This is a genomic window from Nocardia sp. NPDC047038, from assembly GCF_040644075.1.
In the GTDB taxonomy this organism is placed as follows: domain Bacteria; phylum Actinomycetota; class Actinomycetes; order Mycobacteriales; family Mycobacteriaceae; genus Nocardia; species Nocardia sichangensis.
This window is the reverse complement of record NZ_JBEYVQ010000001.1, coordinates 236,268-253,254: the sequence shown is the minus strand read 5'-3', so window position 1 is coordinate 253,254 and position 16,987 is coordinate 236,268. Positions and strand designations below refer to the sequence as shown.

The following is a 16,987-nucleotide window of genomic DNA, read 5'->3' as shown; positions in this document are numbered from 1 at the left end:
GCCGCAGGTGACGGCTTCAGCGCCTGCGGCGGGTTCGCCGCACCGGCCGCGGACGTTTGCCACGGGACATCGGTCGCCCCGGGGTGCTCGGGTACGGGGTTGCGTCCGAGTTGACGACCGCCGTACCCGGCGCGGTCCGCGACGGTCCGGTATCGGCCGCCGTACCACGACGATCACCGCTCACAACCGACGGAGGGCTCCCCGTTACATCGGATTCAGCAGCCGTCCCGAAGCCATTCGCCGTCGATCGGCGACGACCAGCCACCGCACGGGCGTCTTTGACGCCCGCTGCGCGATCACCCGGAAGCTCGGCGGACTCGGCCACCGCCGGCACCGGGCTGTCGGCGACCGGCGCGCCGGACACCTCGTTCAGCGCACGCTCGATACGAGCAGCGCGCCGCTCGGTGTCGTCCGCTCCGTCGGAACGTTCGGACGGGATCTCCGAGGGAACCGAACTTCCCCGCCGCAACGGCTCGGGCACCACAGCCCAGACGAGCGCGGCGACAGCGAGCAAAGCGCCGGTCACACCGAGCGCGAGTTCGTAGGACACCTGCTGCGCCAGGGCGCCCACGGCGACCGGGCCGATGACGGTGCCGAGGTCGGCGGCCATCTGGAAACCGGCGAGCACCGGGCCGCCGCGCGCCTTGGGGCCGATGATGTCGGCGACGGCCGCCTGCTGGGTCGGCGTGAACATACCGGACCCGAGCCCGGCCAGGAACGAGGTGGCGAGCAGCCACGGGAGGTCGGTCGCCAGGCCGAGCCCCGCCGTTCCCGCCGCACACACCAGCGAGCCGACGATCACGAACGGTTTGCGCCCCCACCGGTCGGACAGTCGCCCCGAGGCGAACAGCACCGTGACGTTCCCCGCGGCGAACACCGTCAACGCGACACCGGCCATACCCGGCGCCTGGTGCAGCACCTCGACGACGAGCAGCGGCACCAACGCCATCCGGACACCGAACACGGCGGCCCCATTGGCGAAATTCGACAGCAACACCGCCCGGTACTCCGGCCGCGCCAACCCCTCGCGGAAGGACATCATGCGAACACCGCCGACGGGCTCCGGCGCGGCCAGTTCCGAATGCCGCAAGCTCAGGTACACCACCACGCTCACGGCGAGCAACGCGACGGCGTAGATGACGAACGGCCAGCGCAGCCCGAGTCCGGACAACCCGCCACCGACCAGCGGCCCGCTCACCGAGCCGACCAGAAAGCTGGTGGACCACAACCCGGAGACCCGGCCGCGCTGCTCGGGCGGGGAGATGCGGATGACGAGCGCCAGCGACGACACGGTGAACATGGTCGATCCGATGCCGCCGAGCGACCGCAACAGCATGAGCTGCCAATAGCTCTGCGCCAACGCGCTGGCGCCGGTGGACACCGCGACGATCAGCAGCCCGCCGAGATAGACCGAGCGCTCCCCAAGCCGCTGCACCAGCCGTCCGCTGAGCGGCGCGAACAGCAACCGCATCAGCGCGAACGCGGACACGATCGCCGAGGCGGCCGCCACGCCGACGCCGAAGCCGCGCGCGAACTGCGGCAGCACCGGGGCGACCAGACCGAACCCGATGGCGATGACGAACGCGCCCCCGACCAGCACCCAGATCTCGGTGGGCAGGGGCTTGGATCTAACGGTCACCGGACAGCGCCTGCCCCACCAATTCCTCCGCGGCCGTCTGCACCTCGGCGAGGTGCTCCGGGCCGTGGAACGATTCCGCGTAGATCTTGTACTTGTCCTCGGTGCCGGACGGGCGAGCGGCGAACCACGCGTTCTCGGTGGTCACCTTGAGACCGCCCAGCGGCGCTCCGTTGCCCCGCGCCCTGGTGAGCACGGCGGTGACCGGCTCCCCGGCGACCTCCTTCGTGGTGATCATGTCCGGAGTCAACTTCGCGAGCAGCTCTTTCTGTTCCGCGGTGGCCGGTGCGTCGATCCGCGCGTAGGCGGGGCTGCCGTAGCGGCGTTCGAGTTCGACGTAGCGCGCCGACGGGCTCTGCCCGGTGACCGCGGCGATCTCGCCCGCGAGCAGGGCGAGCAGGATGCCGTCCTTGTCGGTGGTCCAGACCGTGCCGTCCATCCGCAGGAACGACGCGCCCGCGCTCTCCTCGCCGCCGAAGGCCAGGCTGCCGCTGAACAATCCGGGAACGAAGAACTTGAACCCCACGGGTACCTCGTGCACGTCGCGCCCGAGCACGGAGACCACCCGGTCGATCATCGACGACGTCACCGCGGTCTTGCCGATCTTGGTCAGCGCGTCCCACCCCATCCGGTTGGCGACCAGGTATTCGATGGCCACCGCGAGGAAGTGGTTCGGATTCATCAACCCGCCGTCGGGCGTGACGATGCCGTGGCGGTCGGCGTCGGCGTCGTTGCCGGTGGAGATGTCGTAGTCGTCCTTGATCGCGATCAGCGAGGCCATCGCGTAACGGGAGGACGGGTCCATCCGGATCTTGCCGTCGCTGTCGAGCGTCATGAACCGCCAGGTGGGGTCCACGAAGGGATTGACCACTTCGAGCTCGAGGTCGTAGCGCTGGCCGATCTCCTCCCAGTAGTCGACGCTGGCGCCGCCCATCGGGTCGGCGCCGAGGCGGATGCCCGCGCCGCGGATCGCGTCCAGGTTCAGCACGTTGGGCAGGTCGTCGATGTAGTGGTCGAGGTAGTCGTAGCGTTCCACGCCGGTGGCCAGCGCGCGCTCCAGCGTGGTGCGCTTGACCCCGGTGAGCCCGTCGCGCAGCAGTTCGTTCGCGCGTGCGGCGATGGCGTCGGTGGCCGTGTTGTCGGCCGGGCCCCCGTGCGGCGGGTTGTATTTGAAGCCGCCGTCGCGGGGCGGGTTGTGCGACGGGGTGACCACGATGCCGTCGGCCTGATGCTTGGCGCCGCCCCGATTGTGGCGCAGCACAGCGTGACTCAGCGCCGGCGTGGGGGTGTAGCGGTCGCGCGCGTCGATCACCGCGGTGACGTCGTTGGCGGCGAGCACCTCCAGCGCTGTGGTCCAGGCGGGCTCGGACAGCGCGTGTGTGTCCCTGGCCAGGTAGACCGGCCCGGTGATGCCGCGGGTGGCGCGATACTCCACGATCGACTGGGTGATCGCGAGGATGTGCGCCTCGTTGAAGGCGCCGTCCAGGCTGGAGCCGCGATGTCCCGATGTGCCGAACGTCACCCGCTGGGCCGGATCGTCCGTATCCGGAACACGGCTGTAGTACGCCGTCACCAGGTGTGCGATGTCTTCCAGATCGGTGGGACGTGCGGCACGCCCGGCTCGATCGTGGGCCATGCTCGGGTCTCCCTTCCGTATCGGCTGCGCCCGGCTCGTCATCAGGATCATGTCCACGACCGCCCGGTCACCGCCGACCCCACGGCCACGTCGTTCATGTCGGCCGCCGGCCGGAACGACTCGCAGCCCTCCATGCTGAACGCGGTCGGCACGGTGCGGAAGCCCGCTTCCGCGGCGGCGAGCGGTCGGTCACCCGCCGGCGCGCCGCTCAGATCGCCGAGCCGCGCCGAACCGACAATGGTAACGGCCGACGTGCCCGGCGGCATCGGCGAGGCGAAATCCGCTGGTGCCGCGAGGGCTACGGGAGAACCGGCCGGGGCATCGGGCTTGCCGCGGGGTCTGGTCATCGCTCACCTTCCTGCCACTGGTCCACCGGTGCCAATGTGACGTTGACCGAGGTGAACAGTTCGGCGTTCCGCTCGACGAAGGCGCGCAGGCGTTCGGAATCATCGACCAGCACCAGCATCAGCGGGAGGTGGTCGGCGATATCCAGGATCCGGGTGGTGTGCACATGCGAGGACGCGCCGTATCCCTCGATGCCGCGCCACACGCTGGCGCCCGCCAGGCCGCTGTCTCTGGCCCGGCGCACGATCTCGTGATACAGGGGCGTGTGCCGCCATTTGTCGTCCTCGTCGAGCAGCACGGTGAGCCGTGCCGCGGGCCGCCACCGTCCCGCCGCGGCGGCATCCGCTTGCGAACCACTCATGCCTGCCCCCTTCCGTCGTGCCGTTCCCGTCGATCGCCGAGCCGAACCAGGTACTCACCGTGCCATGCCCGCGCCGGGCTCCGACGCCCCGGCTACGCCACCGCCACCCCCGAGGCGGACGAGCGCGGGAAGTGCCGCGCCCGGTCCGAGGAGTCTACGAACCTCGCGGGTGGGGTGGAGAAGGTGGTGCGACCGCCGGGTGCGCCGATACCGAGAAGGGTGCACAGCAGCCCCTTGGCTACCCACACCGAAGCGGTCGGAATCATCGGGTTTCCGATTGCAAAGCATCCCATGACATTTACCGCGTACGCCGGGTAGAGGACCGCCCACCTCTGCACGAGACCGGATCGAGCACAATGCCGATGGCGTTCAGCAAAGCCCGCCACATCTACTTACCTCGTATTTTGCACCAATAATGGTGATTCGGGAGCGCTTTGCCGTGTGCGGCGGACGAGCACCGCGTGTCGTGCGCGATGCTCGGCGACGCGCTCCGCGATCCGGATCATTGCCGCGGCCCATGGCGGAAGATTCGTCCCCACACCGGAGTAGACCGCCAGGAGTGGCCGATCGGGCAATCGCAGAGCACAGTCCCGCCTCCCCTCCTCGCGATGGCACCGCCGCGCTCGCGGACGAACCCGATCACCCGGCTCGGACAGCGACGACGGCCGCCGTCCCCGCGACGGAATCGCGGGGACGGCGGCCGCTGTGCCGGAAACCGGATCGGCGGTGCCGCACTCGGTTCAGTGGGCGAGCACCGGCTCTCCCTCGGCGGGCACCGGCGCCGTGCTCGGCATGAGCACCGCGGTGAGGATGCCGCCCACCACGAAGATCGCCGTGGCCCACCAGAAACTCGTGGTGTAGCTCTCGATCGCGGACTGGGCGATGGTGAGCGGGTCCGGGGTGCGGGCGGACAGGTAGTCCGTGGCCGCGGACGCCGCGATGGTGCTCAGCAGCGCGGTGCCGATCGATCCACCGACCTGCTGGCTGGTGTTGATCATGGCCGAGGCCACGCCGGCGTCCTCGTGCTGGACGCCCGAGGTGGCACCCTGGAAGGCGATCGACATCGAACCGCCGAGGCCGAGCCCGAGCAGGATCAGCGCGGGCAGGATGTGGGTGACGTAGCCGGTGTCCAAACCGATCCGGGTCAGCCACGCCATGCCCGCCGCCGCGATCAGGAAGCCACCGCTGACCACGACCTTCGGGCCGAGTTTCGGCAGCAGCAGCGACGGGCCGGTGGTCGAGGAGGCCACCATGGCGGCGACCATCGGCAGGAACGCCACGCCGGTCATGATCGGCGAGTAGCCCAGGGTCAGCTGCATGTAGTAGGTGAGGAAGAGGAAGATCGCGAACATCCCGATGCCCATGACGAAGACCGTCAGGTAGGAGGTGCCGCGCATCCGGTCGAGCACGATCCGCACCGGAAGCAGCGGGTGCGCGACCCGGGTCTCCAACCAGGCGAACACCGCGATCAGCGCCGCACCGCCGAGCAGGAACGCCAGGGTGACGCCGTTGGCCCACCCGTCCGATTCCGCGTGCGAGAACCCGTAGACGATGCCGAACAAGCCCGCGGTGACCACCACCGTGCCGGGGATGTCGAGCTTGGGCCGCTCGGTGCTGGTGTGCTTGGCCAGCAACAGCACGGCCCCCACCAGGGCGACGGCGGCGAAGGCGAGGTTCACGAACATCACCCAGCGCCACGAGGCCCATTCGGTCAGTGCGCCGCCGAGCAGCAGCCCGATCGCGCCGCCGGTGCCGGCGACGGCGCCGAAGATGCCGAACGCCTTCGCCCGCTCGGACGGTTCGGTGAAGGTCACGGTGAGCAGCGAGAGCGCGGCGGGCGCCAGCAGCGCGCCGAAGACACCCTGTCCGACACGAGCCGCGACGAGCATCTCGAAACTGGTGGCCGCGCCACCGACGGCGGAGGCGACCGCGAAGCCGACCAGACCGATGATGAAGGTGGTGCGCCTGCCGAACAGGTCGCTGAGGCGTCCGCCGAGCAGCAGTAGGCTGCCGAACGCCAGTGCGTAGCCGGTGACCACCCAGGAGCGGTCGCCGTCACTGAAGCCGAGGTCCTGCTGGGCAGCGGGCAGGGCGATGTTCACCACGGTCGCGTCCAGCACCACCATGAGCTGAGCGACGCCGAGGACGGCCAGCACCCACCAGCGCAGGGCGTGCGAGCCGCGCCGCCCACTTCCCGTTCGCTCCGGGGCCGGGGCCCCGCGGTCGATCGCGGTAGTCATGTGTACCCTTTGTCTCGAGCATTGATCCGGAGGATGCTCCTCCGCTTACTCGAAGAAGCTATCACGATAACGGAGACAACACCTCCGGTTAGTCCCCGATGTTGATAGAATGGCGGTGTGAATCACGCCACGGTCGCCTCTCCACCCCGGCGCCTGCGGGCCGATGCCGCGCGCAATCAGCAGCGGATCATCGCCGCGGCACGGGAACTGTTCGCCGATCACGGACTCGAGATCACTCTCGACGACGTGGCCGAGCGCGCCGGTGTGGGTGTCGGCACGGTGTACCGCCGCTTCGCGAACAAGAAGGAACTGATCGTCGAAGTCTTCGACCAGAACCTGAACGATTTCGCCGACGCGGCCGACGCCGCCTACCGGCATCCCGATCCCTGGTTCGGACTCGTCGAGTTCTTCGAATACGCGTGTCGGCACATGGCCACGAATCGCGGATTCAGCGAAGTCATGCTGGAACTCGAAGACGACGAGACCGACCGATTCGCGGTCGTGCGCGATCGCATCAAGCCGAAGGTGCACGCCATCTGCGCACGCGCCCGCGACGCGGGCGTGCTCGCCGACGGCATCGAGCCCTCGGATTTCTTCGCGCTGGTGCACATGGTCGACGGTCTCGCCGAGTTCGCCAGGCCGGTCAATCCCGATGTCTGGCAGCGGTATATGGCCATCATGTTGAACGGCGTGCGCGGCGACAAGACGCCGCGTCAGCATCTCGTCGTCCCCCCGCTGAGCGACGACGAGGTCGAGCACGCCAAGCAACAGCTGACCTGCAGCTGGCGCAAGAGGTAGCGAAAACGAACCGTAAGTAGCGCGGGTCACACACACTCCCGTAGAGTTGGACGCATGACCAATTCGTGGGTGAACTGGGCCGGCGATCAACGCTGCGCACCCGCACTCCTCGCCACGCCGCGCTCCGTCGACGAACTGGCCGGCCTGCTCGCCGACGCCGAAGCCGACGACCGGACCGTGCGCGTCGCGGGCAGCGGGCATTCGTTCACCGACGCCGTCCTGACCGACGGCACCTTGCTGAGCCTGGCGAACCTGAACCGCGTGCTCGACGTCGACCGGGCGAGCGGCCTGGTCCGGGTGGAGGCGGGCATCAGCCTGAACGCCGCCAGCACCGCCCTGCACGAGCACGGCCTCGCCTTCCCGAATCTGGGCGACGTCGACGTGCAGACCGTCGCGGGCGCCATCGCCACCGCTACCCACGGCACCGGCGCGACTTTGCAGAACCTCTCCGCCGCGGTGCATTCGGTGGAACTGATGCAGGCCGACGGAACCCTGGCGGAACTGAACGAGCAGACCGATCCCGACGGTTGGCGCGCGGCGCGCGTCGGCATCGGCGCACTGGGCGTCGTCACCGCCCTGACGCTGCGGATGGCGCCATCCTTCGTGCTGGAGGGCATCGAGCGACCGATCCCGGTGGAGGACGTGCTCGCCGACCTGGATTCGTTCGTCGACGGCAACGAGCATTTCGAGTTCTACATGTTCGCGCACAGCCCGCTGGCCATGACCAAGCGCAACAACCGCGTGCTCCTGCCCGAACAGCCGCGCCCCAGAGCGGTGGACTGGTTCACCGACATCTTGTTGTCCAACTACCTGTTCGACGCGCTGTGCGGACTGAGCCGCAGGCAGCCGCGCCTGCTCCCGTTGATCCAGCGCAGCGCCGCCTACGCGGGCAGCTACCGGCGTCAGGTGGACCGCTCCTACCGGGTGTTCGCGTCGCCGCGCCTGATCCGCTTCACCGAGATGGAGTACGCGATCCCGCGCGAGCACTCCGTCGACGCGATCCGCGAGATCAAGGAACTGTCCACTCGATTCGACACCCCGATGCCCATCGAGGTGCGGTGGGTCGCGCCCGACGACGCGTTCCTGTCCCCGGCGGCCGGCCGCGACACCTGCTACATCGCGGTGCACCAGTACCGGGGCATGGACTTCGAGCCATACTTCCGCGCCTGCGAAGCGATTTTCGACCGCTTCCAGGGCCGCCCACACTGGGGTAAACGCCACTTCCAGACCGCCGCGACGCTGCGCGGCCGCTATCCCGACTGGGATCGGTTCGCCGAGGTGCGCCGCCGCTTCGACCCGAAAGGGCGTTTCGCCAATCCCTATCTCGACCGGGTACTCGGCCCGGTCGGCTGAACCCGGCGCACCGCAGGCTTCACTCCGGTGGATCGGCGAGGAGCTCCGCGACCAGACGGGGCACGGCCGTGCCGATGGGTTCGCGGATGATCTCGGTGGCCATGGCGTCGTACGGCGTCGGCTCGGCGTTCACGATCACCAGATCCGCGCCGCTGCGCACGGCGATGGAGCACATCGACGCGGCGGGCTCGACCTGCAACGACGTTCCGATGGCCAGGAAGATGTCGCTCGTCTCCGCGGTGAGCGCGGCCTTGGTCATGGTGCGGCGGTCCATCTGCTGGCCGAACATCACGGTGGCGGACTTGAGGATGCCACCGCAGTCCGGACACGGCGGGTCGGGCTCTCCCGCGGCCACTCGCTCCAAGGTGGCGGACATCGAGGTCTGGTAATCGCATTCGATGCAGACCACCTCGAACATGTTGCCGTGGATCTCGATCACCCGATCCGGCGATGACCCCGCCCGCTGATGGAGGCGATCGATGTTCTGGGTGATGATGGTGACCGCTCGCCCGGCCCGCTCCAAGTCGGCGAGCGCGTTGTGCGCGGCGTTCGGGACGGCCTGCCAAGCCGGATTGTCCCGCCGCGCGAGCCAGGCGCGTTCCCGCAAGCCTCCGTCGGCCACGTAGTTCTGATAGGTCGACAGCAATTCGGCGATCGGATCCTTCGTCCACACCCCGCGCGGGCCGCGGAAATCCGGGATGCCGGAATCGGTGGAGATGCCCGCGCCCGTGAGTACTCCGATCCGGCCGGTACGACTGCGCCACTCGGTCGTCATATCTGCACAGCCTAGGGGCAGCGACGAGATCGGACACGGATAGACGATGAGAGATTGTTAGTGTTATCATCTCATTGTATTGGTTCGGCCGATCAAGGGAGATCACGATGACCGCGTCCGTCGCACGCGAATCCACCGGCGCGCGTACGCTGCCGCCCCGCCGCCCGATCGAACCGGGAACCCGCATGTGGGAACAGACCGGTCTGATCACGTTCTCCCTCACCGCGGGCTCGGCCTTCCTGTTGCAAACGATGGAACCGACCATCTCCGCGGTGGTGGACGAGTACTCCACCTTCCGCACCGATCCGATGGGACGTGCCACGCGCAGCCTGGCTTCGGTGATGATGTGGGTCTACGGCGGCGACGAGGCGCTCGCCGAGGCCGACCGCCTGCGGGAGCTGCACGCGTCACTGAACACCACCGACGCCAACGGCGTGCGCCACACCGCGCTGTCCAGCGCCCCGTGGGCCTGGGTGCTGCACACCGGGACGTTCGCCTTCACCGAAAGCGCCAAGTACTTCGCCGAGCGCCCGCTCACCGCGGCGGACAAGGAAGCGTACTTCCAGGAGACGCTGCAGCTGTTGCGCAATTTCTCGGTGGCGCCCAAGGAGATCCCGGCGAACTACACCGAATTCGAGAAGTTCTTCGACGACACCGTCGCGAACCATCTGGTCGCCACCGACACCGCGCGCGATTACCTGCGGGTGATCCGCTCCGTCGCGCCGCCGAAGCAACTGCCGCGCGTGCTGCGTCCGGCCTGGAAAGCGGCGGCCGCGCCGATCGGCTGGCTGCAGTACTTCGTGACGGTCGGCACCACGCCCGAGGTTGCGCGCCAGAAGCTCGGCCTGACCTGGACCGCGGCCGACGAGCGCAAGCTCCGGATGCTCGGCCGGCTGATCGCGCGACTGGTGCCGCTGCTGCCGGAGCGGTTGCGCTACTTCCCGATCGCCTATGAAGCCCGCCGCCTCGAACGCGATCGTCAGCGGCTGCGCAAGATGATCGACCTGCGTCCGATCTGATCCGCCTTCGGGAAATAATCCCTTCTCCGGTGGGCATGCGCGGCGGGCGAGACGATTCGATCCCCGCGGCCATGACATTCCGCTGATTCGCGCGTGTACCCCGGTCGACCTCGCATCGACCGGGGTACACGTGCCGGCGGTGCAAGAGACCGAAGCGCGTTCGGCGATGTGATGTCGCGCGTTGCGTAGTGATCCGCATAACAGCGGCTACCGGGTGATGCCCGCACGTCCTGAGCCTGTGCGCTCGCCGGATCGAATCGCGTGTCGTCCCGCGCTGCCGAAACCTCGCGAACCGCAACGTCTCTGGATGCCGCGGCCTTCCTCGTGCCTTCCGGTGCGCCCCTTCGGGCGAACACTCCTGCGCTACCGTCCAGTCCCCTCCGGCATGCGAGTACGCGGCGGCGGCGCGATCTCGGATTCGGGCTCTGACCTGCGATCACCGTACGCGCGCGCACACGAAGGCACGGCGCGCCGTAACGATTCACGGCTCGCTGGTATACGTATCTCATACGCTCCGAAAGCGTTTCGGCTCACCCAGCCGGGCGGCCGGTCCGCCAGCCAGCACACTTATGCTCCACCTTGCACATCGAAAGGCGTTCCCATGTCCCACAAGCCCAGTGTGCTGTTCGTCTGCGAACACAACGCGGGCCGTTCGCAAATGGCCGCCGGGTTCCTCACCGCCCTCGCGGGCGACCGGTTCGATGTGCGGTCGGCGGGCAGCGCACCGGCCGACACCCTGAACGCCACGGTGGTGGACGCCATGGCCGAGATCGGCATCGATATCTCAGGACACACCCCCAAGCCGCTCACGATGGACGCGATCGGCATCTCCGACGTGGTGGTCACCATGGGCGCGGGCGACGCCTGCCCGTTCTTCCCCGGCATCAGCTACCGCGACTGGATGCTGCCGGATCCCGCCGACCAGACCATCGATGTGGTGCGCACGATCCGCGACCACATTCGCATCCTGGTGGAGAATCTCATCGCCGAACTGGTCCCCGCACCCGCGCGGTAGGCGCTGTCCGATTCGTTCAAGACGCGCCCGCGCGGCACTGCCTACGCTGCCGGCATGACACCACAACTGGATGTGATCGGCATCGTCGTCCGCGATATGGCCGCCGCGGTGACCTTCTACCGCCGCCTCGGTCTCGACTTCCCGGACGGCTCGGAACACGAGGGGCATGCCGAGGCGGCTCTGCCCAACGGCCTGCGGCTCACGCTGGACACCGAAACCGTCATCCGCTCCTTCCACCCCGACTGGACGCCGTCGACCGGAGCGGGCCGACTCGGAATCGCCTTTCGCTGCGACGATCCCGCTGAAGTCGACGCCGTCTACGCCGAACTCGTGGACGCCGGATACCACGGCGAACTGAAGCCGTGGGACGCCTTCTGGGGGCAGCGCTACGCGGTGGTGCAGGACCCGGACGGCAACGGCGTCGACCTGTACGGCGCTCTCTAGGACTGGGCGAGGAGCTTTCCCAGCGGGATCCCGGCCAGCGCGCGCACCTCGCGCGACAGGTGCGCCTGGTCGGCGAAACCGGCTCGCGTCGCGGTTTCGGCGAGCGGTACGCCCTGGCGTGCCGTCCCCAGCGCGCGTTGCAAGCGCAGCACCCGCGCAAGGGTTTTCGGGCCGTAACCGAAGGCATCCAGGCAGCGGCGGCGCAGGGTCCGCTCGCCGAGCCCGGCCGTGTCGGCGACCGCCGCCACCGGCCACCCGGCGTCGAGCGCGCCGACCAGCTTCCGCAGGAGCGGATCTGCCGGTTCGGTCTCGGCCGCGCGCCGGCGCACGAGGTGTTCCAGCGCTGCCGCCTGATCTCCGGCACCCGCGATCCGGTCGACCAGCGGCCGGACCATCGCCGACGGCCACAGCTGAGCCAGATCGACTCGCCGGTCACGCAACTCGCACGCCGGGACGCCGAGCAACGCGGGCGCGGTTCCCGGGAAGAACCGGACGCCGACATACCGATCGCCGGACGTTCCACCGGGATGGTGGGCACGGGTGTCCGGTCCCGCGACGACCAACCGGTCGTTCATCCAGATCAGATCCATGCAGCCGTCGGGCAGCACCGGCAGCGCGGAGCCACTGCCGTCGACGGTCTTGGTCCACAACACGGCGCCCGCGTACCTCGACGGCCGCTCGCGGTAGGCGGCATCGTCCATGCCGCCGACGCTACCCCGGGCCGCCGACGAACACGAACGGCTTGTCTCAAAAATATCGTCTCAATAAGACGATTTATTTGAGATAGCGGTACAGCGTCGCCCGGGAGACACCCAACTCCCGGGCGATGTCCGGGACGCTGCGGCGCTCCGTGTCACGCATCCGCCGGGCGAGTTCGATCCGCTCCTCGGTCATCGCCGCGGGCCTTCCCCTGGACGCCGACGCGGGCGGCGTCCGGTCTGCGGGCGCCAACAGCAGGCGCACTCCTTCCAGCACCTCAGCACGCAACTGTTCGACCGGAGCCTCGGCGTACAACACCACCGGGTCACTGAGCCCGGCCACCGCCTGGATGGCCCGAACGCGCTCCGCGAAGGTGGCGTCCGGGCCCGCCACCAGGATGTTCGCCTGCATCATGGCCTTGCTGAACCGCTCGAAAATGGTTCCTGGAGCGGCCAATGCCAGGTCGCGGACATTGAGCCGGAGCAGATAGCGATGCGTGAGGAACACGTCGAGCAACCCTTCGATCAGGCGACGGCGCGCCTCGCAGGGATCCGGGTCGGCCGCCTCGGCGACGACACGTTCCATGGTGAGGAGCAACGGTTCGGCCAAACCGGCGAGGATGTCGTACTTGCTCGGGTAGTGGTACAGCACGCCCGCCTTGGAGATGCCCAGCTGCTCGGCGATCGCGCGTACCGAGGTGCGGTGGTAACCATGCGTCCCGAACAGGTCCATGGCCACCTCGAGGATGCGCGCGCGGGTGGTCGTCTCGTCGCTCACGGTACAGATCCTACCTGTTGACTGACCGATGGTCAGTGTCTTACATTCATGACTGACCAACGGTCAGTCGATGAAGGAGGCACTCATGGCCCACGAACCCCGCATTCTCATCTCCGGCGCGAGCATCGCCGGACCGACGCTCGCGTACTGGCTGGTGCGCAACGGCTTCCGGCCCACGGTGGTCGAGCGCAGCCCCGCACTGCGCCCGGGCGGCAACGGCGTCGACATCCGCGCCAATTCGGTGCGGATCGCGGAGCGCATGGGGGTGCTGCCGCGGCTGCGTGAACGAGCCACCGACATCCGCGAGCTGACCTTCGTCGACGCCGCCGACCGCCGCGTCGCGGGCATGAGCACCCGCACCTTCAATGGGGACGGCGACCTCGAGATCATGCGCGGCGACCTGGCCCAGGTGCTGTACGAGGCGACCGCCGACGACGTCGAGTTCACCTTCGGCGATTCGATCGCCGCGATCGACCAGCACGAGGGCGGCGTCGAGGTGACCTTCGACAGCGGCAAGCAGGCCGAATTCGACTTGGTTCTCGGAGCCGACGGATTGCATTCGCGGACAAGGAATCTCGCCGTGACACCCGAGGCGGACGCGCTGCACCACCTCGGTGTGTACTTCGCCACCGCGCGTATCGACACCGAGCTCGGACGTCCGCACTCGGTGACGCTCTACAACACGCCGGGGAAGGTGGCCGGCGTCTACCGCTCGGGGGCCCACGACACCGCGACGGCGTTCTTCGCCTTCCGCGAGGACCGCGTGCTCGAGGTCGACCACCGCGACCAGGATGCCCAGAAAGCCCTGCTGCGCGGGTATTTCGACGACCAGGCATGGCAGGTGCCCACCCTGCTCGACCAGGCCGCCGCCGACGACGGCTTCTATTTCGACGCGGTGAGCCAGGTCCGCATACCGGCCTGGTCGAAGGGGCGGGTCGCGCTGGTCGGCGACGCCGGTTACTGCGCGACGCTGCTGTCGGGCGCGGGCGCGGCGCTGGCCATCGAGGGCGCACATCTGCTCGCGACCGAGCTGGCCGCAGCGGGCGGTGACCATCGGATCGCCTTCCGCCGCTATGAGCAAGCCCTGCGTCCGACCGTGCTGCGGGCCCAGCGTTCGGTGCGGGCGAGCAGTTCCATGCTGATTCCGGCCACCGGCGGCCGCATCTGGTTGCGCAACCAACTGACTCGCCTGATGGTGTTGCAGTCCCTCGCGTCTCGCGTCTACCGGCCGGTCGAGGTGCGCGCCGCCGCCTGAACAGCCGGGCACAGCGCCGGTGCGATCAGCGCTGCGGCGGCGCGATCGGGACGATCTCGCGCGGCACGACGCGCAGATACGGATCACGATGAGCGGCAGCGATCTTCGACTCCGCGTCCCGGCAACCCACGGTGACGTCGCTGTTCGGGGCGGAAGAGAACGTCCACACCGTCACCCATTCCGTCCCGCCGAACGTCTCGGTCTTCTTCGCGTCCGACGAGCGCAGATCTTCATTCCGGCCGGAACTATCGGTGACTGTGCAGCGAATACCACCGACGGCTTGACCCCAACCGGCGGGAGCCCGGATATCGAGCACCGCATCGGCGGGCACCGGAACTTTCTTTACTTCACCCAGCAAAATCCGGAGCCCGCCGTCCGCCGCCTCGTCGTCGCGCGCTCCGGTCGTCGTGGCCGGAGCGCTCGAGGCGGCACCGACGGTCGTCGAGGTCGCCGCCGCCCCCTCCGAAGGATCGTCGGAACACCCGGACACAGCAGCGACTACCAGCGCGGCAATCGCCATCCAGCTCAGTTTCACAGTCGGACCTCTCGTCGCGCCCACTCCTCAGGCGGTTGGTTCGGATCAGCCAGGCACTGAGCATGACAACGGGACAGCGGAAAATCGCGGATACACGCCGAGGAATCAGCAATCGGGCTGCAATCGACCGAATCAGCCCCCAAGAGAAAGAAATAGGGTTGAATTGTCGATTTGCTTCGACCATGCTCCGCGCACATTCGGGCAATCGGTCTGAAGCCGAGGATTCTCCTATGTCGTCGCGCGGGCGCACATCGCGCGGCCGGCATCGCACCGGTTGACCGCCGGAATCCGACCTCGGAGCCCCGATGATTTCGCACGTGACGTCGGCGGCGACCTTCGGCGATCGGATCGCGGCCCGCCCGGACAGCCCGCGCCACCACGCGGCGGGCATCACGGCGGAACTGCTGGTCGCTCACGCCGATCAGGACGGTCCATGCCACCCGATCAGATCGCACGACTGGAAGCGGCCCTGGCGAAGGAATAAAACGGGATTCATCCGATGTTTGCCCCTGGGGGCAGCACGTGCCCTGCGTCCGGCTCGGTTCGTGCCCCCGGGCTACCCGACGGTTCGGAAAGGCATTTCCCCTGGACCGTCGGGTGCGCATAGTGTGTTCGGTAGGCGATCATCTGGAGGGCCACCATGGCGAAACTGTCGTGGGTAGCGAAGCGCGCGGGCAGAGCGGAGCCCGCTCGTGCCTGACGGTCAGGGAACCTCCAGCTCGCGCACACTGCGCGCCACCACCCTCAGCGGCTACCGGGAAGCCGCTTTCACCACCACGCCCGCCGCGCGCGCCATGCTGATCACCCTGGCGCTGCTGATCGCGGTGATCCTGGCCTACGAGGCCAACGCCACCTCGAACGAGACCGTCGACCACGGCTGGTTCGTCGCAATCGCGCTGTCCGGCGTCTTCGTCGCGCGAGGGCTGCACCTGCGCAGGCCGATCACGCTTCCGCACCTCACCGCCGCGGTGCTGGTGCTGGCCGTCGCGCATCTGGCCTACCGCGCCGAGCATCCCGGCGCCGGATTCGTGCTGCTGGCCGCCACCGGCTTCGTTCTGGTGCTGCCGATAGCCAGCAAACCGCAGCCCGACCAGCTGTACCGAGTGGCCGAACTGGTCGGCCGCACCGAGGGCGATGCGCTGGCGCCGTTCGCCTTGCACTCGTCGAAGACCTACTTCTTCAACGCGTCGTCGACCGCCGCGATCGGCTATCGCGCTCGCTTCGGCATCGCCGCCGTGGCGGGCGACCCGATCGGTGATCGCGCGGCCTTCCCCGAACTGGTCGCCGCCTTCTCCGACTTCGCGGTCAACCAGGGCTGGCGCGTCGCCGTGCTGGGCGCGAGCCCGGAACTAGCGGACCTGTGGCAGGTGTGGGCGCTGGAGCATCGCGGGCTGCACGCGGTACCGATCGGCCGCGACGTGGTGCTCGACGTGGACGAGTTCGACCTCGTCGGCCGCAAGTTCCGCAACCTGCGCCAAGCCGTGAGCCGGACCAAGAATTTCGGCGTCACCACCGAGGTGGTGTACGAGTCGGCCCTCACCGAACAACGACGCGAGGAACTGCTGGCCATCGTCGACGAATGGCGGCGCGGCAGGCAGACCCGTGGCTTCTCGATGATCCTGGACCACCTGCTCGACGGACGGAATCCCAACATGCTGGTGGTCATCGCCAGCGACGCCGACGGCAATCCCGTTGGCTTCCAGCGCTACGGCATCTCGGACCGCGGCCGGGAACTGAGCCTCGACGTGCCGTGGCGGCGCAAGGACGCACCCAACGGCCTGGACGAACGCATGATCGTCGATCTGGTCGACTACGCCGCCGCGCACGATATCCACCGTATCTCGCTGGCTTTCGCCCCCTTCCCGGAACTGTTCGCCGAGAAGGACAAATCGCGCACGGCCACGCTGCTCTACGTGCTGGTGCACCTCGCCGATCCACTGATCCGGCTGGAATCGCTCTACCGCTTCCTGCGGAAATTCCACGCGCTGTCGGATCAGCGCTACGCCTTGATCCGCTGGCGCGAAGTGGTCATCGCCGCCGCCGCCCTGCTCACCCTGGAGTTCGCCCCGCACCGCCGCGAGTACTGAGCGGCACGGTAC

At 68.5% G+C, this 16,987-nt stretch carries 16 protein-coding genes and 1 pseudogene; 7 read left to right on the top strand and 10 right to left on the bottom strand.

Annotation, left to right across the window (positions count from 1 at the left end):
- Positions 1 to 451: 451 nt before the first annotated feature.
- The 6 genes and pseudogenes from ABZ824_RS01275 to ABZ824_RS01250 form a co-directional block, all read right to left on the bottom strand.
- A pseudogene (locus ABZ824_RS01275) lies at positions 452 to 1,639 on the bottom strand (MFS transporter); the annotation flags it as partial.
- Positions 1,629 to 3,272: a phosphoglucomutase (alpha-D-glucose-1,6-bisphosphate-dependent) gene (gene pgm / locus ABZ824_RS01270; RefSeq protein WP_355077830.1), complete on the bottom strand. Its 1,644-nt coding sequence runs from the start codon at positions 3,270 to 3,272 to the stop codon at positions 1,629 to 1,631. The pseudogene ABZ824_RS01275 and the gene pgm, both read right to left, overlap by 11 nt.
- Before the next feature lie 47 nt (positions 3,273 to 3,319).
- A complete protein-coding gene (locus ABZ824_RS01265) occupies positions 3,320 to 3,619 on the bottom strand; it encodes a hypothetical protein (RefSeq protein WP_356960969.1) in 300 nt (99 codons plus the stop codon).
- Positions 3,616 to 3,978: a DUF190 domain-containing protein gene (locus tag ABZ824_RS01260; protein ID WP_356960968.1), complete on the bottom strand. Its 363-nt coding sequence runs from the start codon at positions 3,976 to 3,978 to the stop codon at positions 3,616 to 3,618. The genes ABZ824_RS01265 and ABZ824_RS01260 overlap by 4 nt, the downstream gene beginning before the upstream one ends.
- A gap of 92 nt (positions 3,979 to 4,070) precedes the next feature.
- On the bottom strand, positions 4,071 to 4,244 hold the full coding sequence (locus ABZ824_RS01255) for a hypothetical protein (RefSeq protein WP_356960966.1): 174 nt from the start codon (positions 4,242 to 4,244) through the stop codon (positions 4,071 to 4,073).
- A 474-nt stretch (positions 4,245 to 4,718) separates the two neighbouring features.
- Positions 4,719 to 6,218 (bottom strand): MFS transporter, encoded by a 1,500-nt coding sequence (locus ABZ824_RS01250; protein WP_356960965.1) that lies wholly within the window; start codon positions 6,216 to 6,218, stop codon positions 4,719 to 4,721.
- Between the two features lie 117 nt (positions 6,219 to 6,335).
- Here ABZ824_RS01250 and ABZ824_RS01245 point away from each other — a divergent pair, with 117 nt between their 5' ends.
- The gene (locus ABZ824_RS01245; protein ID WP_355077834.1) at positions 6,336 to 7,016 is read left to right on the top strand and encodes a TetR/AcrR family transcriptional regulator; all 681 of its coding nucleotides are present in this window, start codon (positions 6,336 to 6,338) and stop codon (positions 7,014 to 7,016) included.
- 54 nt (positions 7,017 to 7,070) lie between these two features.
- Positions 7,071 to 8,369, top strand: coding sequence for a D-arabinono-1,4-lactone oxidase (locus ABZ824_RS01240; RefSeq protein WP_356960963.1), 1,299 nt, complete (start codon positions 7,071 to 7,073; stop codon positions 8,367 to 8,369).
- Positions 8,370 to 8,388: 19 nt separating this feature from the next.
- Here ABZ824_RS01240 and ABZ824_RS01235 read toward each other — a convergent pair whose 3' ends face one another.
- On the bottom strand, positions 8,389 to 9,144 hold the full coding sequence (locus ABZ824_RS01235; RefSeq protein WP_356960962.1) for a Sir2 family NAD-dependent protein deacetylase: 756 nt from the start codon (positions 9,142 to 9,144) through the stop codon (positions 8,389 to 8,391).
- Positions 9,145 to 9,251: 107 nt separating this feature from the next.
- On the opposite strand from ABZ824_RS01235, the gene ABZ824_RS01230 reads away from it, so the two are divergent.
- The 3 genes from ABZ824_RS01230 (at position 9,252) to ABZ824_RS01220 (ending at position 11,622) form a co-directional block, all read left to right on the top strand.
- Positions 9,252 to 10,163, top strand: a complete 912-nt coding sequence (locus ABZ824_RS01230) for an oxygenase MpaB family protein (protein ID WP_356960960.1) — start codon at positions 9,252 to 9,254, stop codon at positions 10,161 to 10,163.
- 601 nt (positions 10,164 to 10,764) lie between these two features.
- Positions 10,765 to 11,178 (top strand): arsenate reductase ArsC, encoded by a 414-nt coding sequence (locus tag ABZ824_RS01225; protein WP_355077838.1) that lies wholly within the window; start codon positions 10,765 to 10,767, stop codon positions 11,176 to 11,178.
- Between the two features lie 54 nt (positions 11,179 to 11,232).
- Positions 11,233 to 11,622, top strand: coding sequence for a VOC family protein (locus tag ABZ824_RS01220; protein WP_356960958.1), 390 nt, complete (start codon positions 11,233 to 11,235; stop codon positions 11,620 to 11,622).
- On the opposite strand, the gene ABZ824_RS01215 is transcribed toward ABZ824_RS01220, so the two are convergent.
- A complete protein-coding gene (locus ABZ824_RS01215) occupies positions 11,619 to 12,323 on the bottom strand; it encodes a helix-turn-helix transcriptional regulator (RefSeq protein ID WP_356960956.1) in 705 nt (234 codons plus the stop codon). The genes ABZ824_RS01220 and ABZ824_RS01215 overlap by 4 nt on opposite strands.
- Positions 12,324 to 12,396: 73 nt before the next feature.
- On the bottom strand, positions 12,397 to 13,098 hold the full coding sequence (locus ABZ824_RS01210) for a TetR family transcriptional regulator (protein WP_356960954.1): 702 nt from the start codon (positions 13,096 to 13,098) through the stop codon (positions 12,397 to 12,399).
- 85 nt (positions 13,099 to 13,183) lie between these two features.
- Between ABZ824_RS01210 and ABZ824_RS01205 the strand changes: the two genes are divergently transcribed.
- Positions 13,184 to 14,353: an FAD-dependent monooxygenase gene (locus tag ABZ824_RS01205; RefSeq protein WP_356960952.1), complete on the top strand. Its 1,170-nt coding sequence runs from the start codon at positions 13,184 to 13,186 to the stop codon at positions 14,351 to 14,353.
- A 25-nt stretch (positions 14,354 to 14,378) separates the two neighbouring features.
- On the opposite strand, the gene ABZ824_RS01200 is transcribed toward ABZ824_RS01205, so the two are convergent.
- Positions 14,379 to 14,873: a hypothetical protein gene (locus tag ABZ824_RS01200; RefSeq protein WP_356960950.1), complete on the bottom strand. Its 495-nt coding sequence runs from the start codon at positions 14,871 to 14,873 to the stop codon at positions 14,379 to 14,381.
- Between the two features lie 707 nt (positions 14,874 to 15,580).
- On the opposite strand from ABZ824_RS01200, the gene ABZ824_RS01195 reads away from it, so the two are divergent.
- Positions 15,581 to 16,975 (top strand): phosphatidylglycerol lysyltransferase domain-containing protein, encoded by a 1,395-nt coding sequence (locus tag ABZ824_RS01195; protein ID WP_356960948.1) that lies wholly within the window; start codon positions 15,581 to 15,583, stop codon positions 16,973 to 16,975.
- The last annotated feature ends 12 nt before the right edge of the window (positions 16,976 to 16,987 follow it).